The sequence below is a fragment of the Polyangium sorediatum genome (genome assembly GCF_029946465.1).
In the GTDB taxonomy this organism is placed as follows: domain Bacteria; phylum Myxococcota_A; class Polyangia; order Polyangiales; family Polyangiaceae; genus Polyangium; species Polyangium fumosum.
In genome coordinates, this window is record NZ_JARZHI010000085.1 from 18,688 (window position 1) to 38,416 (window position 19,729).

Here is a 19,729-nt window from a genome sequence, read left to right on the forward strand (position 1 = left end):
TGACGCATCGCGTGCGCAACGATCTCGACAAGGCCTGCCTCGGCTGCAAGCTCCGCCTCCCGGCAACGGATTCGGTTTGCCCGCGCTGCCGCTCCGCGACCCTGCCCGCCGCGGACGCGCTGCGGACCCTGCGTGGGCGTGTCGAAATGGACAGGTGGCTCGACGTCGCGCGCACCCTCGCGCTCTACGTGCCCGCGGCCCTCGGCCTCCTCTTCTCGGTGGTGGTCGACGCGTTTTTCCTGTGGGATCAGGTGGTCCACGTACCCAGCTTCGAGCAAAACGCCCTCGGGGTCGGGCTCTTGCTGCTCGCGGGCCTGTGCTTTTTCGGCATCTGGTGCCTGCTGCTCGCGCTCCCGTGGGGCCTCTGGGCAGGGCTCGTCCTCCTCACGTTCGCCATTTATCGCCACTTTCGCTACGAGCCCCTGCCTCCGCCGCTCCTCGTGCCGCTGCCCCTCCCCACGCCCCTTCGGCGGAGCTTGCTGCGTCGAGCGACCGAGCGCCTCGATGCTCTCCACGGGAAGCTCGACGCGTGGCACAAGGGAACCCAGAAGCCGCGCCTGCGCATCCCGCTGCTCGTGCTGGTGGCGGCGATGGGGATCGCCGAGGTGACGGCGTCGAGACCCGTGGTCGCGTTCACGAGCTGGAAGGCCTTCGCAAACTCCGTCGGCCCCCTGTTCGTCATGATGATCCCCCTCGCCGTGGTGGCGAGGATCGCCCTGATCTTCCCGCTTTATGCCTCCACCCGCATCACCGATCGGCTCGCTGCGGCCCTGCGGCTCCTCGATGCACGAAGAAGCGCGCGTATCGAAGACGCGCCCTCGGTCGAGCCGCTCCGCGCCGCGCGCGCCTCGGCGCGGGGGCGCGCGTCACGCGGCTCGAAGCCCGCGCTCATCGCCCCGCTCTCGGGCAAACCCTGCCTCGCGTTCCGGCTCGTGGGCCGCATCGACGATCTCCTCCTCGACGACGGCGAGGCCGTTTGCATGACCCTCGTGGACGGCGCCGAATCGGTGGAGGTCCGCGGCGAACGTGTTGCCCTCGCCCTCGGAACACCCGAGGAGAGGGCACGGTCGCTCGCCCCCCGAGCGGCCGCGCGCATTGAGGCATTTCTCTCCGCGCGCGGACTCCGCGTTGAACCTCGCTTCGTCGATCTCGCCGAGACCTGCCTTCGAGAAGGCGACGAAATCGAGGCCTGGGGGACGGCGCGGCAGGAGAGGAGGGCGGGCGAAGGTTATCGCGACGTGGCCCTCGGCCGCGTGCTCGACGACGGGGATGGTTTGCCCGTCTTGATCACCCGATAGCCGTCACGCCGAGCCCCGGCTCCGCCGAAAGCTCGTACCGCGGGCCGTCGGCTTCGTATCCACCGCGGTAGGGATCCCCGTCGAGCAGCCACGCCGTATCGAGATCAACGAAATCCACGCCCCCGAGCGCCGCCGCCACGTGCGCGCCGGCCGTCATGCCGAGCCGCGTCTCCACCATTCCGCCGATCATGATCGGCATCCCCGCCTCGCTTGCCGCCTGCCCGATCGCGAGCGCCCCGAGCGGCCCGCCCGATTTCACGAGCTTCAAGTTCACCCCATCCGCGGCCCGCGCCGCGCACACCCGCCCGAGATCGGCGAGCGTCTTCACGGACTCGTCCGCAATCACCGGCGGCGCGAGCGCCGCGGCCACCTCCGCCATTCCTTCGAGGTCATCCGCGGCGCAGGGCTGCTCCCAGCATTCGACGACGAGCCCTCGGGCCTCCACGGCGCGCCCCATCGCGATGGCCTGCGCCGCGGAGAACCCCGCGTTCGCGTCGATCCGAAACCTCGCGTCGGGCACGGCGCTCTGGATGGCGAAAAGCGCCGCGAGGTCCTCGGCCATGTCCTTGCCGACCTTCACCTTGAAATGGCGAAAGCCCCGCGCCGCCCAGCCCTGCGCGAGCTCGGCCATCCGCGCGGGCTCGGCGATCGGAATCGTGATGTCCGTCTCCAGCCAGCGCGTCGCTTCGCCCCGCGCTCCGCCGAGCAGGCGCCGAAGCGGCATCCCGACGAGCCGCGCCCACGCGTCGAGCAGCGCCGTCTCCAGCGCCGCCCGCGCCACCGGCTTCCCAGCGAGCACCTCGTCGAGCGCCGCCCCGAGCTCCACGAGGCCCGCGAGCGAGACCCCGCGCTCGCCGTCCACCTGCGGGAGCACCATCGACTGGCCGGACAAACGCTCCGCGGCGGCAGCGAGCGCCGCGAGCACGTCCGGCTGATCCTCGACCGTGACCGGCCAGAGCGCCGCGCCTTCGCCGAGCCCCTCGGCCCGCGCGCCGGCCGCGGCGAGCGTGACGCGCACCTCCGCCGAGCGCGTCACGGTCACGCGCCCCGTCGCGATGACGAAGGGATCGTGCAGCGGGACCGACAGGGGGCGAACCGAAATGGCCTCGACGTGGAACATCGGCGCCACGCTTAGCACAGCCGTCACGCCATTGGGCGCGGGGCCGTCGGAAGCTCGAGCCCGATCCGCGCGCCGCCTTCCTCCCGGTTCGCGGAGCGCGCGCTGCCGCCGTGTGCCTCGGCAATCCGCGAGACCAGGGCGAGCCCGAGCCCGAGCGAGCCCTGCTCCCGCGCCTTCTCGTCTGGACGCCGATAAAACGGCTCGAAGATCCGCTTCTCTTCACCCGGCTCGAGGCCACGGCCCGCGTCCTCGACCTCGAACACGACCACGCCGGGCGCCCCGGTGATCCGGAGCGCGACCACGCCGCCCCCGTGCTTCTTCGCGTTGTCGATCAAGTTCGCGAGCGCCCGCGCGAAGAGCGTGGGATCGGCGAGGACCGGCTCGGGGGTCCCTTCGACGACGAGCATCTCCGCGCCGATCCCCGCGCGGTCGAGCGCGCGCAGACCCATCTCCACCGGATCGAGCCGCTCTTTCGCGAGCGCCGTGAAATCGAGCCGGCTCTGCGCGAGCAGATCCCCGACGAGCGCGTCGATCTCGAAGATCTCGCGATCGAGCTCGTCGAGGTTCTTCTGCACGTTCACGCCATCCCGCGTGAGCTCCGTGAGCAGGCGGATCCGCGCGAGCGGCGTGCGCAGCTCGTGCGAGACCGCCGCGAGCAGCTCGCGCTGATCGCTGATCTGCCGCTCGATCCGCGCGGCCATCTCGTTCATCGCCACCGAGAGCACGACCGCCTCGCCGTGATCGTGCCGGCCCATCCGCGCCCGCGCGCCATAGTTGCCGTGACCGATCTCGCCCGCGACGCGCGCGAGCTCTTCGAGCGGGCGCGAGAGCCTGCGCGCCACCGTGCCCGAGAGCGCCCACAGGATGATGCCCGCCGCCACGAGCGGCGCGAGCCAGCGCAACGGGCCGGCGACGCGCGGACGCTCGGCGCAGATCGTCACGAACCCGAGCCGGTGCCCCTCGCGCACCGCGGGCGCATCGAGCGTCCACGCCTTCCGCCCGCAGCCGTGGCCGAACGCCTGGAGCTCGGCGCCGCTCGTGTTCCGCAGGATCACGCTCACTTCGAGGTCGTCTGCGATCGCGCGGGCGAGCGCCTCGCGGGCCCGGTCGTCGTTCCACACCTCGCCGAAGCGCGCGCCCAAGAAGACACGCGCGCGGCCCATCTCGCGTGCCCAGGCCGGACCCCCCGGGGCCGAGACGAGCAGCATCACGATCGAGAACGCCACGCCCGAAAGCAGGATCGCCACGCCGAACCACAAGAAGAGGCGGCGCTGCAACCGGGCGCGCACGTAACACGACAGACGATTCACGACTTTTCTTTCGCCAGTACGTAGCCCACGCCGCGCACCGTCTTGATGAGCCGCGGCGAACGCGGATCATCGCCGAGCTTCTGCCGGAGGTGCGAGATGTGCACGTCGACCGTTCGTTCCCCAACGATCACGTCCCCGCGCCCCGCCTCCGAGAGCAGCGCGTCGCGCGCCACCACGCGTCCCGGGCGTCGAGCGAGCGCGCAGAGCAGATCGAACTCCAGGCCTGTGAGCTCCACGAGCTCGCCCTCGCGCGTGACGACCCGGCCGGGCACGTCGATCACGATGTCGCCCGCGACGATCCGCTCGCCGGCGACCTCGGGGCGGGCCCGGCGGAGCACGGCCTTGATGCGGGCGACGAGCTCGCGCGGGCTGAAGGGCTTGGCGACGTAGTCATCGGCGCCGATCTCCAGGCCGACGACACGATCCGTCTCGTCGCCGCGCGCCGTGAGCATGAGGACGGGGATCGTGTTTTTCTGTCGGATCCGGCGGCAAACCTCGATCCCGTCCATCCCGGGCATCATCACATCGAGGAGCACGACGTCGAACGTGCCGGCTTCCAACGCGGCGAGCCCGCGGGGTCCGTCCGGGGCTCCGGTCACGTGGAATCCATTCTGTTCGAGGTAACTCGACAGGAGGTCGAAGAGCCGGACGTCGTCGTCGATGAGGAGCACGCGGAGCGCCATGGCGATGACAGAGTACCAGGCCCATGAAACCGGCCGTCATCCGAGCTTGCGTGCGCTTCGTGAAGGCCCTGCGGGGCCGGCCGTGAAGAACTGCAAAGAAGCCGTCGGGACGAGAGCCAAATCCCCCATGATGCCTGCGGACGGTCCCATTACGGAAGTTCAAACGTACCAAGCGGCGTCCGTGACACATTCCTGCTCATCGCTCCGGGCCGAGAGCGCTGGAAAACGAAAGTCCTTGCTCTTCCGGGAGGGGAGCTGGTAAGAAGAAGAGTCATCGCGGAACTCCAAATTGGGCTCCGCAGGTATTCGGGTTCACGGCTTGCTGCGTCACTGTGCGGTGAACGTGTATCCGAAGTTTCTGGTTCTCATGACGCGCGAGAGAATGCGCGTAGGAGTCGTTCCATGAATACGCTTCGTTCGATCACCGGGCTCTTTGCGATGGCTTCTCTCTTCGCGTTCGCCGCTGGGTGTAGCGTCAGCGAGGGGGAGCGGGTTGGGCAGAGCGAGCAGTCGCTCGCCGAGCCGCCTTGCGAGTGCCCGTCGGTCGTTGGCAGCGCGTCGAACATCGTCGCGCCGCCCTGCGAGTGCGAGCCGCCGCCGGAGGAGCCCCCGGTCGAGGAGCCCCCGGTCGAGGAGCCGCCGAGCGACGATCCGTGCCCGCCTGGCGAGCACGAGGAATGCAGCGTGAAGGCGCCGGGCGGCGTTCAGTCGATCATCGCCCCGCCGGAGTGCGTCTGCGTTCCGGACGAGGAGCCCCCCTGCCCGCCGAACGCCGTCGAGGTCACGACCTGCGGCGGTATCCTCGCGCCGAAGGGCACGGTGAGCATCTGGGGTGGCAACGGCGGTAGCTGCGTCACGCAGTGCGTCCTCCCCCACTGATCGGCTGATCTCGGCGAGTACACCCCGTCGAACGCCCCGGGAAACCCCGGGGCGTTTTGCGTTTGTCCCCCCGCCGCATGGTTTCGTCGGCCCTTTAACCTGTATTCTCTCGAACAAGTGCTACGCTTCGCCCGATGTCGGACGTCGCTTCGGGACAGCCGTCGAGGACCGACGTCGCGCTCGATCGGCTCGATTGGCCCGTGCGGGGCCTGTCGCCCCGGGCGCGTCGGGTGGTCTTCGCCTACGCAGAGGCCATGTACGCGGACGAGGACGAAAAGGGCGCGATCGTGCCGGCGAGTCCGGCCGTCTGCGAGCGCGCAGCATCGTGGCTCGACCATTCCGTCGGGCGCGCGAGCGGCGATCTGCGCCGTGGCTTCGCGGTGCTCACGTGGCTGCTGGAGATGATGCCGCTCTTCGTGATCGGCGCCTTCTCCCGCATGAGCCGGCTGCCCATCGCGCGGCGGGTCAGTTACCTGGAGGCGCTCGAACGGAGCCGGTTCGGGCTCTTCGCCATGCTGCTCGTGGCCTTCAAGGTGCCGACGAGCGTGGCCGTGTTCGAGGAGGGCGAGGAGCTCACCTCGACGGGGTTCGATCGGCCGAGCACCACAGCACGAAGGCGGCTGCCCACCGCGCCGGAGCGGGCGCCATGAGCGACCTTCCATCGGGCGAACCCGTCGTCCACGGGCGGGATTTGTCGGGGCCGTTCGACGCGTCGTGTGACGTGGTCGTGGTCGGGTCGGGCGCGGGTGGATCGGTCGTCGCGACGCTGCTCGCCGAGGCGGGCCTGCGGGTGATCGTGCTCGAAGAGGGGCCGTATTACCGGCCCGAGGAGTACCAGCGGTTCCGGCCGAGCGAGGCGCTGCGCCGGCTCTTCCGCGAGTCCGGGATGGCCACGGCGTTCGGCATCGGGCAGACGCCGATCATCGCGATCACCATGGGCCGCGCCGTGGGAGGTTCGTCGCTGCTGACGGGGGGCGTCTGCTTCCGGATCCCGAGCGACGTGCATCATCACTGGGTCACCGATCTCGGGCTCGACGCGCTCTCCGAGCGCGCGCTCGAGCCGGCCTACGAGGACGTCGAGCGGCGGCTCGCCGTGCGCGAGGTGCCGGCCGCGCTGCGCTCGCGATCGACGCTGAAGTTCGTCGAGGGCGCCGAGAAGCTCGGGATCACCATGAAGCCCATGCGCCGCAACGCCGAGGCGTGCGAGGGCAACGCGCGGTGCAACTTCACCTGCCCCGCAGGCGCAAAACGATCGGTGGACATTTCCTACCTGCCGAGCGCGCTCGCGCGCGGGGCGCGCATCGTGTCGGACGCGCTCGCGACGCGCATCCTCACCGAGCACGGGCGCACAGCGGGCGTCGAGGGACGGCTGCTCGGCGGCGCGGGCGGGCGGCCGTCGTTCCGGTTCGTGGTGCGCGCGCCGGTGGTCGTGGCGGCTTGCGGGACGCTGCACACGCCGCTCCTGCTCGGGGCGAGCGGCGTCGGGCGGGCGAGCGAGAAGCTCGGGCGACGGGTGACGTTGCACCCGGGCGTGCGCTGCGTGGCGATGTTCGACGACGAGATCGGCGGCTGGGACGGCGCGATGCAGAGCGTGTACTCGGACGATTTCGCGCCCGAAGGGATCAAGCTCGTCGGCGTGTACAGCGCGGTGAACGTGCTCGCGGCAGGCATGCCGGGCGTGGGCCCGCGGCTCCGGCGGATGGCGCGTGAGGTCAAGAGGCTCGCGGTGTTCGGCGCGATGGTGCACGACGAGGGCGGAGGCACTGTGCGGACAGGGCCGGGACGCGAGCCGATCCTGACGTACGCGATGGCGCCGCGGGACCTCGCGCGGCTGCGGCGCGGGATCACGATCGTGTCGGAGATGGCGCTCGCGGCCGGCGCGCGCGAGGTCTACACGTCGGTGACGGGCGCAGATCCGGTGCGCACGATGGACGAAGCGCTCGCACTCGAACGATCGAACTACGACGCGCGCCGCCTCGAATGCATGGCGTTCCACCCGCTCGGGAGCGCGCGCGCCGCGAACGATCCGCGGCGCGGGGTCGTGGATCCGGACGGCCAGACCTACGAGCTGCCGGGGCTCTTCGTGGCCGACGGCTCGATCCTGCCAACGAGCATCGGCGTGAACTCGCAGGTGCCGATCATGGCCATGGCGACGCGCATTGCCTGGCGCATCGCTGAGAAATTCCGGCGGATCGCGCGCTCGGCCTGAACGAGACGCGTGGCTTCGCGGGCGCCACGCGCGAATGGTTTCTGCACCAACGAACCTGGGTTCGCCGTCAGTCCATCGCGGGATCGCGGAGGTCGCCGAAGAAGTCGATGAGGAGGCTCGCCACCTCGCCGGGCTTCTCCTGCTGCGTCCAGTGGCCGCAGTCCGCGATGCGCTCGATGCGCAGGTTCTTCACGTGCGGCCTCGAGAGCTCGGCCATCTCGGGCCGCAGGACCGGATCCTTGTCCGCGACCACGAGCAGCGCGGGCAGGTCGATCGTCGACGGGAGCTCGCGCTCCTCCTCCCACGAGAGATCCATCGCGCGGTACCAGTTCAGGCCGCCCCGGAAGCCGGTGCGCTTGTAGATGCGGACGTACGTGTCGAGGTCGATCTTCGAAAGGAACGTCTCGCCGGGGCCGATCTTGTCGAGCAACGAGGAGCCATTTCCTACGGTCATGAACGACGCCACGGCGTCGGCGTATTTCGCAGGGCGCATGAGCTTCTGGAACGTGTCGCGCACGTCGGCCTCGAGCTCGCGCTCGGCGACGCCCGGCTCCTGGAAGTGGCGCATGTAGAACGTCTTGTCCGTGAGGCCGAACGCGTCGCGGTACATGAGGCTCGGCGCCTGCGGTCCCGGCGGGATGTACGGGGTGTTGAGGCTCGCCACGCGTTCGGTGCGCTCGGGATGGCGCAGCGCGAACTGCCACGCGAGCGCGCCGCCCCAGTCGTGCCCGACCACGCCCGCCTTGTCGATGCCGAGCGCGTCGAAGAGGCCGTGGATGTCCTCGACGAGCTCGCGCATCACGTAGCTCTCGATTTCCTCGGGCGCGTCCGTCCCCCCGAACCCGCGCAGATCCGGGCAGAGGACGCGGAAGCCCGCCTCGGCGAGGGCGTGGATCTGGCGGCGCCAGGAGTACCAGAGCTCCGGAAAGCCGTGGCAGAGGAGGATCGGATAGCCGCGGCCCGCATCGGTCACGTGCATGCGGATGCCGTTCGAGTCCAGGAAGGTATGGCGGATGATCGTGCCCATGCGGTGAAGACTCCGGTTTCGCGCTGCTCGGTACGGGTCTCGCCCGGGACCGAGCGCGCGTCAACGCAGGGCAGTGACGGGAAGGTGCGTCCGGGTCCGCTCAGGGGCTGGAATCCCCCGAGCAGGTGACGAAGAGGGTGGCGCCCTGGGAGGGTTCACCCTCACCGACGAGCCGGATCATACGGCGCTCGGACGCGGCGCAGCGGGCGACCAGCGCGGGGTTACCGACGGCCGGGTCGGTCGAGGCATCCACGTAACAGAAGCCGCTGACGGGCTCGCCGGCGGGCGTGACCGGGTCATCCGAGACGTCGTTCTGGCAGATGGCGAGGTCCTCCCCTTCGAGCTGCGGGATCTGGCAGAAGCAGTCCCAGTTCGACTCGGGCGAGCGGGCCTTGGCCTCGTCGATCGCGGCCGCGTGCAAGGGATCAACGGGGATGCGTGCATGCTCGGAGTCACACGAGCAAGCTCCGCCGGTCGCGCGCGCCTCGAGGAGCAGGCAGTTCACGGCGCCCTTCTCGTTGCGGTCGAGCGTACGCGGCAGGCAGGGGCCGCCGATCTTGCTCTTCAGCCGATCGATGAGCGCGCCGATCGCGGGGCGGTAGCCGTAGTCGGACGAGGTGCGATCCTCGACCTGCTTCGGACAAACCGAGCCCACGATGCCCTGATCGCCGAGGCCGCGGAGCACGTCGAGCTGGCGCAGGCCGGGGTAGGCTTTGGCGCGAACCTGCATCATGGGGTCGGCCGGATCGCAGAGCGGGCTGTTCGCCGTGCCGTCGCGGCACTCGGAGCACTTCGGATCGTTCTCGCAATCGGTCGCCTGCGGCAGCTTGAAGATGCACGCGTACTGGAGATCGTCGCCCAGCGTGTCGTACTCGTGCCCGTTGATCGAGTTGCCGAGCGGCGACTCCGGGGTCATGTCGGTCTGCTCGCCGGTGATCGGGTGCTTGCCGTGGCGCGGGTCGGGCGACTCGTGCATGAGCGGATCGGTCGGCAGAACGCCCTGCGCGGGGTTGCCGAGGATCATGTCCCAGGTCCCGTCCGCGCCCATCTCGCGCGCGTTCTTGATCCCCTTCTTGAGGTCTGCGGGATCGCGGGCGATGTCCTGCCACGGCACGCCGACAATGCCGGCGATGAAGACGAGGTCCGGCGTGCGCACGACGGGCACGCCCTCGGCGGGGCGCGCCTTGGGGAAAAGCGGGTTCTCCACGATCTCGCCGCTGCGCGTCGAGATCTCGAGGCTCGAGAACGCCTTCACGTAGCGGTCCGTCGGGTAGAGGAAGTCCACGCCGAAGCGGCGCTTCTGGTCGAAGCAACGCAGGTTGACGGCGTCCTGGGACTTGGTCAGCACCATGACGTCGCCATTGGCGTCGAAGCACCCCGGATCCGTGGGGCACCCCTCGGGGGCTTTCAGGCCGCAGGAGCTGCAGCATTTGTCGTTCGGATCGATCGCGCACTCGGCGCGCGGGCGCGGCATCGCGTCGGAGTGCGAGGCGCGGTAGTAGAAGCCGGTCTCCTTGATCGAGCAGTCGTTCTCGTCGCTCAGCATCAAGATCGCCACGAGCGAGTCGGGCCGGAGGAAGTCTTTGCGCTGCTTGAGCAGGGCGTCGTCCGTGCCGCTCACCTTCACGTAGCCGGACGACGCCTCGATGGTGTCGTAGGGCTCGGGGTCGACGAGGAAGCGGTAGATGCTCTCGAGCTGGGATTCATAGCCGCAGCCGACCTGACCGGTGCCGTTGACCATGTCGGCGAGCGCGGGCACGAGGCCGGGCACGGAGCCGTCGAGCGTGCCGAGGTTCTCCTCGCCCGGCGGGTTCAGCTTCTGCTCGGGATCCCACGCGAGGAAGCCCTTGTCGGCGTACGTCGGGACAACCTCGCCGGCGACGCAGGCATCGGCGCGCGAGAGGAGGTGACCTCGATCGTTCTTGGAGACCTTCTCGTTGTTGCAGTTCGGTTCGGCCTGGATGTCGGGGCAAACCGCGCCGCCGTGGCCGCCGAGGCTCGACGAGACGATGCCGATGTGGATGTCGAGCACGGGCTCGAACTCGCGACGCGAATCCTTGGGGCAGTCCTCCTTGGGGCTCGTCGGCTGGTCTGCGTCCGGGAGGGGCAAGCCTGCTTCGTCGATGCACGGCGGGTTCACGAGGCTCTCGACGAGGTCGGGGACGGCCTGGGCGAGGATCTGCTGCTTGTCGGCCATGGAGGCCGAGTTGTCGATGCCGAGGACGATGTCGATCTTGTCGACGCCGCTGTGCGGGACGACCTCGACGATGGTCGAGGTGATGCGCGGATCGACGACGTCGATGGGTCGGTCCAGGCAACCCATGGCCACGAGCCCGGAGACGGCGACGGTGACGAGGCCGGGGAAGACGACGCTGGAGGTGGCAGCGAAGACGCCCGGAAGACCTGGACGAAGAGGACGGCGGTTCATGGGGGCTCCCTTTCTCAACTTGCGAGGTGCCTGGCGGTTGGCTGCCTCAGCAGCAGCGCGTCCACCCTCTTCGCAAAAGGGATGCCGTCCTATTTTGTCGGTTTTAGGTGTTTTTATTCATCTACACGGAAATTTTGACAACATGGTTGGCAGATCGTCCAAAAACAAGCCAACCGGAATCGTGCTCACCGGTTCGCGAGGCTCAGGGGTGCGGGGGCGGCTGGTCGATCGCGGCGGTCCAGCGCGCGATCTCCTCGGACGTCATGCTGCCCGCGGGCCAGAGGCGCGCGTCGTCCCAGCCCTCGCTGACGTCGGCGAGGTACTGCGCGCGCGAGAGGAGCGTGCCCCGGCACAAGCGTCCCGCCTCGGGCGGCGCCGCATGCTCGGCTTCGAGGCGCGCGAGGAGCTCGCGCATGACCCACGGCGGGATGCGTCGCTGCTCCGCAGGATAGATGAAGCCGAAGAGGATGAGCTGGCTCAAGAGCACCCGCCAGTGATCACCGAAACGCGCGACGAGCCGAGGCCAGTCGAGCTCCTCGCAACGCGCGCGCAGCACGTGGGCGACGTCGGCCCCGTCGTAGCGCTCGCGCTCCTGGATGAAGGATTTGGCGAAGATGGTCTCCTCGGCCGGGCAGAGGCCGACGTCGACGCCGAAGACTTCGCCATGGCCCGCGTGCTCGAACCAACGATCGTCGACCTCGGCGAGCCCGTTGCCCGAGCTCCAGATGACGTCGACGTGCTCGCTGCCGGCGAAGGCCTTGGCGAGCCAGTGCGGGAAGGCGATGCACGTCGGATAACCCGCGCGTTCAAGGACGAGGAGCGTCGCGCCGACGTCGCGGCGGCGGACGAAGACGTCGAGGTCACGGGTGCGTCGCCGCATGCCGGCGTGATGCGCGAGCGCGTAGGCGCCGCCGACGAGAAAAGGAACGTCGGACGCGGCGAGCGCGCGGAGCGCAGAGGCGAAGAAGTCGCGCGCCTCGGGGGTCATGTCGAGCGCGAGGATCGCGTTCGGATCGGCGTCGCGCGGCAAGGCGATCGTGGGCTCCACGGGCGCGCTCGGTGCAGGCGCGCAAGGGACCATGGGTTGGGGGAGCGGGAGCCGCGTCGTGTCGAGCGAGCGTGGCGTCCCGGAGGACGGAATTGCATCAACCGTGCGGCGGAACATCACGGCACGACGTGTTGCCAGGCAGTGCGTACCGCAAGGGGCGCGAGGCCAGAAATCAGGGGGCTAAGGAGAGTCGGCGAGCGAGCGCTCGAGCGCGGCGCGCAGGTGATTTTGCGCGCGGAGCGTGTACGGTCCGTCGGGCGAGAGCTCGAGGTGCGTCGCGAAATGCTCGGCCGCGCGGCCGAACTCGCCCTTGTGATACCGCACGACGCCCCGCGCGAGCTCGCGCGGGTAGGAAGGATCGAGGGCCGAAAGCTCGTCGATCTTGCGGAGCAGGAAGGCCGCCGGATCCTGCTCGGCGCGCCCTTCTTCGAGGCCCGCGCTCACGCGCGGCGGGTGCGCGAGGAGGAACGCGAAGAGGGCGCGCCTCTCGTCGACGCCGAGGGCGAGCGCGCTGCCCGAGAGGCCGCTGATCTCGTTCCAGCGAAGCTTGAAGGAGGCGCGGAGCGCCTGCTCGTCCATGTGCATGACGCACGGCGGACCGCCCTCGCACCAGCCGTTCCGCGCGAGGACGTCGGCGAAGGGGCCGCCGAGCTCGACGAGCTCGTCCGAGGTTTCGCCGGTCCGAACGAAGCTCCCGACCTCGCGCAGGAAGGCGCGGAGCTGGTAGGCGCGGAGGGCGAGGACGGCGGCGTCCCCCTGGGCGAGGGCGCGGGCGGCGGCGGGGCCGATCTGGCGACGGAGCTCGGCGAGCAGGGCGTCGTCGCCGCGCGCGTCGGCGCGGCCGAAGGCGCGGAGGAGGGAGCCGAGCGCGCGGACGTCGGCGTCGAGGGGTTTTGCCTCCACGGCGCGGGCGCGGGCGTCGTCGTTGGCCGCGGTCTCGGCGAGCTTTTGGGGCTCGACGAGCGGGAGAGGCAGGCCGTCGGGCGGGACCGACCGGGGGACGGCGAGCAGCGCCGCGGTGCCGGCGAGGAAGACGGCGACGAGCCCCGGCTGCCAGCCCTCGAAATGCCGGCCGAACCCCCCGGCGACGCGCGCCTCGTTTTTTGCCACCGCGCTCCGACCTCCGACCGTTTATTGTAGGGCGCCGTCGGGGCACGAGGAGAGAAAGTGTTGCTCGATAAGCGAAGACACCCGCGCAGGGTCGTTCGATTGGCAGTCGCGTTCCAGATGGGGGATGGTCCGCGCGTCGATGCTTTTTCGCGCGACCTGAGCATCGGCGGCATGTTCATCGTCACCGACAAGCCCGCTCCCTTCAACGCGAGCGTGAACCTCTTCATGCAGCTACCGGGCGTGAAGCAAGAGGTGATGGTGAAGGCGACGGTGCGCTGGACCGAGCCCGATGGAATGGGCGTGCAGTTCGGTCTGATGGGCGCACGCGAGACGCACGCGATGATGCAGCTCCTCACGGGCGCGCCACCGTCGATCCGCTGAACGGGGAGGGTTTGTCGAGGCCCGGGTTTGCCCGGGCAAACCCTCACTGACCGAGCTGGAACGGCACGGCGACGGGCCCGCTCGTCCCGACGAACTTGCCCGGGCGCAGCGCGGCGAAGACGCACTGCATGAACCGAGGCTCGAGCGGCGGGTCGAAGCGCACGGAGGAGACGGCGCCTTCCGTGTCGAGCGAGACAGTCACCGTGGCCGCGACCGAGAGGCGAACGGAAGGGTCGCCGCCGCGGTAGTGCGTCTCGAAGCAGCCCGAGAGGCCCGCGTGCACGGAGGCGCGCGTCAGGACGGGCGCGGGCGCGGGCGCAGGCGGCGCCTCGGGAACGACGGAGGGCGCCTCCACGGGCGCAGGCGGCAGAGGGGGTGCGTCCGGACGATCGGGGACGTGCGGCAGCAGGCGCTCTGCGACGCTCGGAGGCGGCGGCGTGATCACGGGCTTCGGCGGAGGCGTGGTCTCCACGGGCGCAGGCGGCGCGGGGGGTGCGTCTTCCACGGAGAGCATGCGAGCGATCTCGCCACCGTCGAGCGAGAAGGACGCGCGCGCACGGCCGACGAGGAGGCGGCCGGTGGTGGTGCCGGGGCGACCCGCGGGGCCGACGGCGACCGCGCCGTGCTCGAGATCGACGAGGACGTCGTCACTCCCGCGGACGACGGTGAACGCGGTGCCATGCGCGGCGACACGCGTGCGGCCGACGTCGACGGCGAAGGTCTCGACGAGGCCCGCGGAGGTTTTTCGGGGCGTGACGTCGGCGCGCAAGGAACCTCGTTCGAGGCCGAGGACGAGCGCATCACCGGCCTCGGTGGCCGCTGCGACGACGGTCGCACGCGCGCCGGGCGCGAGCGTGACGCGGACGATCCCACGTTGCACGAGCGTGAGCGGCGCCTCGCCGGCCTCGACGCCGTCCCCGGGGCGAAGGAGCGCGAGATCCCGCTCGGACTCGCTGCCCGGGAGAAACGCGATCGTCTCGGGCGCGCGCCACCGGACGGCAAACCCGGCGGGCGCTTCGTGCTTCGATCGCGCGCCGAAGCTCGCGACGGCGATCACCGCCGCGGCGGCCGCGCAAAGCGCGAGGCCGATCCGTGCGCCGCGCCCGATGCGAGGGAGCGCGCGGGATGCGCGTGCTTGCTCCTCCTGATCGATGCGCTCGTCGAGCTTCTGCTCGATCGCATCCCAGGGCAGCGCGGGCGGCCTCTCGTCGGCGAGCGCGCCGCGCATCACCTCGAGGGCGCGCGTGCCGGGGTCGTTGTCGCTCACGTGGCTTTCCCCTCCGCCGGAAGAGCATTCGACGCCTGGGGGCTCCGCTCGGACGCGCCGAGTTGCGCCCCCAAGCCCCCGATTTCATCCACGAGCTGCGCGAGCGCAGGCTCCTCCCGCATGAGCTCGGCGAGCTCGCGCCGCGCGTAAAACAACCTCGTCCGGACGGTCAACACGGGCGCATCCACGATCGTCGCGATCTCCGCCGGCGCCAAGCCTTCGATGTCATGCAGCACGTACACCGTACGTTTCTTCTCGGAGATCCGATCGAGCAGCCGCTTGAACGCGGCAAGCCGGCGCCGCAGCGTGGCCTCCTCGTCGGGCAAGAGGCCCGCGTCCCGCTCGTTATCGGTCGCGAGCGGCTCGTCGGCGAACACCGGACGGCTGCGCTCGGCCCTGCGGATCATGAGCACCACGTTCACCGTGATGCGGTGGATCCACGTGGAGAACTTCGACTGCCCGCGGAAGTCGCCGAGGCTCCGGTGCACCTGCAGGAAGACCTCCTGCACCACGTCCTCGATGTCGCTCGCGCGTCCCAGCATGCGGAACACGAGCCGCGCCACGGCCTCCCGGTGCATCCGGTAGAGCGCCGAGAACGCGCCCCTGTCCCCGCTCCGGGCACGCCGGACGAGCTCGTCTACGTCGTCGACGCTGTCCACGAAGGCCCGGGTGGCCAGGCTCGCGCTCGGCCATGCGAAAAACGACGCAGAGGGGATGATGCGGCGCGCCGAGACCAGCGAGGGGATCGCGCGCGGCAGCGCCACGGGGTACACGAAGGGCTCCGTTGCGCGGCGGCGGGGCCACATTCACCCGCCTGCCCTTTTGCACGAAATTTGTCCATTTCCCGCGGCCGGCCTCAACGTCGGCCCATGCTTTACATCGCCGTGGGATTGACCGTCGCCCTCGTCACCGCCGACCTGCTCGACCTCTCTTCGCGCAAGTCCGCTCGGAGGCGCCTGGGCGATCTGTGACGGACGGCCCGAGCGCCGTCCGCGACGCACCCTTCGAAAAAATTCGGGGGCGAAGCTTCGTCTCCCGAAGCCTCACCCCCGCCTCGTCACTCAGGCCGCGGCGGCCTTCTTCTCGCCGGGGAAGAGCGCCTTGAGGTCGACCTTCTCCTGCTTCTTCTGCTCGAGGATGTGGTTGACCGCGCGGAGGATGCGCGTCTTGCTCGGGCCGCTGACGGGCTTGCCCGCGAGCGCCGACGCGATCGCGCGGTCCGTCACGGGGCGGCCGCTGCGGGGCTTCTTGAGCCCTTCCTTCTTCTTCGCGCCGTCCTCGCTCTTGCGGGCGAGGCGCTTGGTCAGACGGATCGCCCGATCCTCGGGGCGCAGCTTCTCGATCTTCTGGGACGCCGCGAGGATCCTGCGCGGGTTGATCGCCTTGGCCTTGAGGAACTCTTCGAACGTGCTCATCGGATTCACCTTGGGAAGCTTCTGGAGGAGCGGGCTACGCGCGAGGTTGGGCGCGTGAGCCCCTCGACGTCGCAGGAGGGCGCGCACCCTATCACGGACGCCCGAACCCTGCACCCTTCTCGAAGCGACGAAGGAAAGGACGGACGGCCCGACGGCCGCGGGCAAACGTTTCCTCCGCCCGTCGGCCTGTACTACCCTCCGACAAATGAGCCTGATCTCCCACCTCGACGAAGCCGTCGCCGTCATCCGATCGAAGAGCCCGCTCACCCCGGTGGTCGGCGTGGTGCTCGGTTCGGGGCTCGGCGCGTGGGCCGAGCGCCTCGAGGAGCACGTCGTGCTCCCCTACAGCGAAATCCCGTTCATGCCCGTGTCGACCGTCGTCGGACATGCGGGCAAGCTCTGGATCGGCCTCGCGAACGGCGTGCCGGTCGCCTGCCTGCAAGGCCGCGTGCACCTCTATGAGGGCCACGCGCCCGAGCGCGCGGTGTTCGGCGCGCGGCTGCTCGCGCGGCTCGGGTGTCGCGCGGCGCTCTTGACGAACGCTGCCGGCGGTACGAGGCCCACGTTCCAGCCCGGGGACCTGATGCTCCTCCGTGATCACCTGAACCTCACAGGCCAGAACCCGCTCGTCGGGCCGAACGAAGCCGCCCTCGGTCCGCGCTTCCCCGACATGACGCACGCCTACGATCGGCGCATCGCGGCGCTCGCGCGCGAGGCGGCGGCGGACGCGGGCGTGCCGATCCACGAGGGCATCTACGCAGGCTTGCTCGGTCCGTCGTACGAGACGCCGGCCGAGATCGCGATGCTGCGGACGCTCGGCGCGGACGCGGTCGGAATGAGCACGGTGCACGAGGTCATCGCGCTTCGGCACATGGGCGTGCGCTGCGGGGCGATGTCGTGCATCACGAACCTCGCGGCGGGCCTGAGCCCGACGCCGCTCGATCACGCCGAGGTCGAGGCGACCGCGCGCGATTCGCGCGACCGGTTCACGGCCCTGCTCTCGGCCTGGGTGAAGAAGGTTGGCGCGGCGATCACCGGCGGTGGGAGCTGGCGAGGAGGAGCGGCTTGACCGATCTGCAGACGACTATCGATTGGGCGGCGCTCGAGCGCGCCGCGCTCGACGTGCAAACACGCGCGCACGCGCCGTACTCGGCCTACCAGGTCGGCGCCGCGGTGCTCACCGCGTCGGGTCGGATCTTCACCGGTTGCAACGTGGAGAACGCGTCGTACGGGCTCTCGATCTGCGCGGAGCGATCCGCGATCGTGCAGATGGTCGCCGCGGGCGAGCGGGCTCCGATCGCGCTCACGGTGGTGACGCCGGGGACGTCGAAGCTCGGGCCGGGCGTGGAGAGCCCGGCGATCGGCGCGCCGTGCGGCATGTGCCGGCAGACGCTCGCCGAGTTCGCGGAGGACCTGCCGATCCGGATGGCGGTCGCCGACCGGGATGGGCTCTCGCGGATGACGTCGCTCGCGGCGCTCCTGCCGGAGGCCTTCCGCGCGAAATCGAGCTGAGCGGCCGCGCGGCCGCTCGGCTCACTCCGCGTCGATCGAGCGCGACTCGACGTCCTGGATTCGCTCCACGGCCTGCAGGAGCGACTCGCGCGCGCGTCCGAGCGCGAGCTTGTCCTCGTCCCAGCGCGCCCGGACGCGCGAGAGGCGCGACGCGGCGTTCACGGCGTCGGCCACGAGCGTCGCCTTCTCGGCGGCGAGCGTGTCGCGCTCCTCTTCCCGCTTCTTGAGCTCTTCTTCGAGCCGCGCGACGTCGGCCACGCGCGCCGCAAGATCCGCGCGGACCGTGCCCTCGTCCCGACGCGCCGCCTCGATCGCGCTGCGGGCCTCTTCCAGCTCGGCCCCGAGCGCGGTGATGCGCGCTTCGAGCTCGGCCGCGGCGGCGCGCAGGGTCGTCTCCTGCTCGGCGAGCGCGCGCTTTCGGACCTCGCGCTCTTCCTCTGCCTCCGCGGCGCGCGCCGCATCGATCGCGCGCGTTCGCTCCTCCTGCTCCGCGACGGCCTTCCGCGTGGCCTCCTCGGCGCTCTTGATCGCCGCCGCGTGCCGCGCTTCGAGATCCCCCAGGGCGTGCGCGTGTTCGTCCTTGAGCTCTTGCTCACGCGCCGCGAGCCGCTCATCGGCCGCGCGTGATGCTTCTGCGATCGCCTGCGCCTTGTCCGCGCTCGCCGCTTCGAGGGCCCTCGCGTGCTCCTCGCCGAGCTTCGTGATCTCCGCCGCGTGCTCCTCGCGCGCCTTGCCGAGCTCTGCGCCCTGCTCCGCGCTGAGATCACCGATCTCGGCCGCGTGTGCGTCGCGCAGCTTCGCGATCGCCGCTGCGTGCTCCTCGCCGAGCTTCTGGATCGCCGCTGCGTGCTCCTTGCCGAGCCGCTCGGCCTCGCTCGCGCGCGTCCGCGCCTCCGCGTCGGAGATCGCTTGCGCGAGCGTCTCGCTCGACGTCCGGAGCTGCTCCTCGCGCATCGCGATCGCGGCCTCTCGATCGAGCCGCGCGGCTGCGAGCTCCGCGTCGCGCGTCGCGAGCTTCTCCTCGACGCGCTCGAGCAGCATCTGGAAGTTCGTCACGCGTTGCTCGAGGGCCGCGCGATCGTCGCGCAGCTTGCTCAGCTCGGCGTCGCTCTGCTCGCGCGAGCCTTCGAACTCGATCATGCGATCGAGCTGATCGGCCTTCTCGCGCTCCAGCACGAGCGCCTGATCCCGCAGCTCGATGAGCTCCTTGTCCCGCTGCGAGACCTGCTCGCGCAGGGCGAGGATCTCCTTGTCCTTCTTGTTCAGGGCCTCGCGCAGATCGAGGAACTCGCGGCTCGACACGCCGCCGAGGCGCGACGTGGCGGTGAGCGCCGCCGTGCCCGTCAGGCCGCCTCCGCCTTGCATGCTCGCCGTCGCCGCGATGGCCGCGGAGAGCTTTGCTTTGAGCTCCTCGGCCTCGCGCTTGAGCCGCACCACGTCGGCCGATCCCTCGCTCGCCTTGGCGAGATCGGCTTCGAGCCGCGACGTGTTCACGCGCGAGGTTTGAAGCTCCTGGTCGAGGCGCGTGCTCTCGTCGCGGGTCCGCGCGAGCTCGGCCCGGAGCGACTCGACCTCTTGCTGGAACCGCGGCAGATCACCTTCGCGACGCGCGGACTCCCCCTGCGCGTGCGTGAGCGCGTCCTTCGTTTGCGTGAGTTCGTCACGACTGCGCGTGAGCTCGTCCTTGCTACGCGCGAGATCGTCCTTGCTCCGCGCGAGATCGTCCTTGCTCCGCGCGAGCTCGTCCTTGCTCCGCGTAAGCTCGTCCTTGCTCCGCGCAAGCTCCGCGCGAAGTCGATCGAGCTCCGCCGTATCCGCCGCTTGCGGAGCCGGCGGGCGCTCGCTCGCGCGGAAAGGCGCGGCGGGCGGAGGCACCGATCGCGTCGTGGCAGGCGCGGGCGCCGCGGTGGGACGCGGGGGAGGCGTGCCGGCCGTGGACCCTCCGGGACGCGGCGGCGCTGCGGGAGGCGGCGCTGCCGCGACAGGCGGCGCAGCAGGCGGCGGCGCAGCAGGTGGTGGCGCGGCAGGCGGTGGTGCGACCG

Annotated in this window: 18 protein-coding genes; 7 read left to right on the forward strand and 11 right to left on the reverse strand. The window is 70.4% G+C overall.

Translation table 11 applies throughout. The features are described from left to right. The first annotated feature begins 11 nt into the window (after nt 1-11). On the forward strand, nt 12-1,298 hold the full coding sequence (locus tag QHF89_RS43975; RefSeq protein WP_136971476.1) for a hypothetical protein: 1,287 nt from the start codon (nt 12-14) through the stop codon (nt 1,296-1,298). Here QHF89_RS43975 and QHF89_RS43980 read toward each other — a convergent pair. The 3 genes from QHF89_RS43980 to QHF89_RS43990 are packed head-to-tail and all read right to left on the reverse strand — an operon-like array spanning nt 1,288 to nt 4,411. After that, nucleotides 1,288-2,418: a dipeptide epimerase gene (locus QHF89_RS43980; RefSeq protein ID WP_136971475.1), complete on the reverse strand. Its 1,131-nt coding sequence runs from the start codon at nt 2,416-2,418 to the stop codon at nt 1,288-1,290. The two genes, QHF89_RS43975 and QHF89_RS43980, sit on opposite strands and share 11 nt — an antisense overlap. 23 nt (nt 2,419-2,441) lie before the next feature. Beyond that, nucleotides 2,442-3,728, reverse strand: coding sequence for a HAMP domain-containing sensor histidine kinase (locus QHF89_RS43985; protein WP_136971474.1), 1,287 nt, complete (start codon nt 3,726-3,728; stop codon nt 2,442-2,444). After that, the gene (locus tag QHF89_RS43990) at nt 3,725-4,411 is read right to left on the reverse strand and encodes a response regulator transcription factor (RefSeq protein ID WP_136933317.1); all 687 of its coding nucleotides are present in this window, start codon (nt 4,409-4,411) and stop codon (nt 3,725-3,727) included. Before QHF89_RS43990 ends, QHF89_RS43985 begins: the two co-directional genes overlap by 4 nt. A 402-nt stretch (nt 4,412-4,813) precedes the next feature. On the opposite strand from QHF89_RS43990, the gene QHF89_RS43995 reads away from it, so the two are divergent. From QHF89_RS43995 to QHF89_RS44005, 3 genes are all read left to right on the forward strand, one after another. Then, nucleotides 4,814-5,290 carry a hypothetical protein gene (locus tag QHF89_RS43995; protein ID WP_136971473.1) on the forward strand — a complete coding sequence of 159 codons (477 nt, stop codon included), beginning with the start codon at nt 4,814-4,816 and terminating at the stop codon, nt 5,288-5,290. A gap of 134 nt (nt 5,291-5,424) precedes the next feature. Then, the gene (locus tag QHF89_RS44000; protein WP_136933315.1) at nt 5,425-5,940 is read left to right on the forward strand and encodes a hypothetical protein; all 516 of its coding nucleotides are present in this window, start codon (nt 5,425-5,427) and stop codon (nt 5,938-5,940) included. Beyond that, on the forward strand, nt 5,937-7,499 hold the full coding sequence (locus tag QHF89_RS44005) for a GMC family oxidoreductase N-terminal domain-containing protein (protein WP_136971472.1): 1,563 nt from the start codon (nt 5,937-5,939) through the stop codon (nt 7,497-7,499). Before QHF89_RS44000 ends, QHF89_RS44005 begins: the two co-directional genes overlap by 4 nt. A gap of 67 nt (nt 7,500-7,566) precedes the next feature. Here QHF89_RS44005 and QHF89_RS44010 read toward each other — a convergent pair whose 3' ends face one another. From QHF89_RS44010 to QHF89_RS44025, 4 genes are all read right to left on the reverse strand, one after another. Beyond that, nucleotides 7,567-8,526 carry an alpha/beta fold hydrolase gene (locus QHF89_RS44010; RefSeq protein WP_136971471.1) on the reverse strand — a complete coding sequence of 320 codons (960 nt, stop codon included), beginning with the start codon at nt 8,524-8,526 and terminating at the stop codon, nt 7,567-7,569. A gap of 100 nt (nt 8,527-8,626) precedes the next feature. Then, nucleotides 8,627-10,954, reverse strand: coding sequence for a hypothetical protein (locus tag QHF89_RS44015; protein ID WP_284721732.1), 2,328 nt, complete (start codon nt 10,952-10,954; stop codon nt 8,627-8,629). Between the two features lie 202 nt (nt 10,955-11,156). After that, entirely contained in the window at nt 11,157-12,002 is an 846-nt protein-coding gene (locus tag QHF89_RS44020) for a nucleotidyltransferase family protein (RefSeq protein WP_211365511.1), read from the reverse strand. Between the two features lie 180 nt (nt 12,003-12,182). Further along, nucleotides 12,183-13,112, reverse strand: a complete 930-nt coding sequence (locus tag QHF89_RS44025; protein ID WP_136971470.1) for a hypothetical protein — start codon at nt 13,110-13,112, stop codon at nt 12,183-12,185. Nucleotides 13,113-13,169: 57 nt separating this feature from the next. Between QHF89_RS44025 and QHF89_RS44030 the strand changes: the two genes are divergently transcribed. Next, a complete protein-coding gene (locus QHF89_RS44030) occupies nt 13,170-13,493 on the forward strand; it encodes a PilZ domain-containing protein (RefSeq protein ID WP_284721733.1) in 324 nt (107 codons plus the stop codon). Between the two features lie 43 nt (nt 13,494-13,536). Here QHF89_RS44030 and QHF89_RS44035 read toward each other — a convergent pair whose 3' ends face one another. The 3 genes from QHF89_RS44035 to QHF89_RS44045 all read right to left on the reverse strand — a co-directional run bounded on the left by QHF89_RS44035 (nt 13,537) and on the right by QHF89_RS44045 (nt 16,175). Further along, nucleotides 13,537-14,760 carry a FecR domain-containing protein gene (locus tag QHF89_RS44035; protein WP_136971469.1) on the reverse strand — a complete coding sequence of 408 codons (1,224 nt, stop codon included), beginning with the start codon at nt 14,758-14,760 and terminating at the stop codon, nt 13,537-13,539. After that, nucleotides 14,757-15,533 (reverse strand): RNA polymerase sigma factor, encoded by a 777-nt coding sequence (locus QHF89_RS44040; RefSeq protein ID WP_232379886.1) that lies wholly within the window; start codon nt 15,531-15,533, stop codon nt 14,757-14,759. Before QHF89_RS44040 ends, QHF89_RS44035 begins: the two co-directional genes overlap by 4 nt. A 288-nt stretch (nt 15,534-15,821) precedes the next feature. Beyond that, entirely contained in the window at nt 15,822-16,175 is a 354-nt protein-coding gene (locus QHF89_RS44045; protein WP_136971468.1) for a hypothetical protein, read from the reverse strand. A 205-nt stretch (nt 16,176-16,380) separates the two neighbouring features. Between QHF89_RS44045 and QHF89_RS44050 the strand changes: the two genes are divergently transcribed. Both QHF89_RS44050 and cdd read left to right on the forward strand, forming a co-directional pair. Beyond that, a complete protein-coding gene (locus tag QHF89_RS44050; protein WP_136971467.1) occupies nt 16,381-17,244 on the forward strand; it encodes a purine-nucleoside phosphorylase in 864 nt (287 codons plus the stop codon). Between the two features lie 5 nt (nt 17,245-17,249). Beyond that, nucleotides 17,250-17,687, forward strand: a complete 438-nt coding sequence (cdd, locus tag QHF89_RS44055) for a cytidine deaminase (protein WP_136971526.1) — start codon at nt 17,250-17,252, stop codon at nt 17,685-17,687. A 21-nt stretch (nt 17,688-17,708) separates the two neighbouring features. Here cdd and QHF89_RS44060 read toward each other — a convergent pair. Then, nucleotides 17,709-19,729, reverse strand: a 2,021-nt coding sequence (locus QHF89_RS44060; protein WP_342763988.1) for a coiled-coil domain-containing protein, incomplete at its 5' end; no start/stop codon positions are given.

What these genes read in the sequence shown, in the direction of transcription:
- QHF89_RS43990 (WP_136933317.1), bottom strand. Translation starts at nt 4,411, where the DNA reads ATGGCGCTCCGCGTGCTCCTCATCGACGACGACGTCCGGCTCTTCGAC.
- QHF89_RS44005 (WP_136971472.1), top strand. Translation starts at nt 5,937, where the DNA reads ATGAGCGACCTTCCATCGGGCGAACCCGTCGTCCACGGGCGGGATTTG.
- QHF89_RS44010 (WP_136971471.1), bottom strand. Translation starts at nt 8,526, where the DNA reads ATGGGCACGATCATCCGCCATACCTTCCTGGACTCGAACGGCATCCGC.
- QHF89_RS44050 (WP_136971467.1), top strand. Translation starts at nt 16,381, where the DNA reads ATGAGCCTGATCTCCCACCTCGACGAAGCCGTCGCCGTCATCCGATCG.
- QHF89_RS43980 (WP_136971475.1), bottom strand. Translation starts at nt 2,418, where the DNA reads ATGTTCCACGTCGAGGCCATTTCGGTTCGCCCCCTGTCGGTCCCGCTG.
- QHF89_RS44045 (WP_136971468.1), bottom strand. Translation starts at nt 16,175, where the DNA reads ATGAGCACGTTCGAAGAGTTCCTCAAGGCCAAGGCGATCAACCCGCGC.
- QHF89_RS44015 (WP_284721732.1), bottom strand. Translation starts at nt 10,954, where the DNA reads ATGAACCGCCGTCCTCTTCGTCCAGGTCTTCCGGGCGTCTTCGCTGCC.
- QHF89_RS43995 (WP_136971473.1), top strand. Translation starts at nt 4,814, where the DNA reads ATGAATACGCTTCGTTCGATCACCGGGCTCTTTGCGATGGCTTCTCTC.
- QHF89_RS44000 (WP_136933315.1), top strand. Translation starts at nt 5,425, where the DNA reads ATGTCGGACGTCGCTTCGGGACAGCCGTCGAGGACCGACGTCGCGCTC.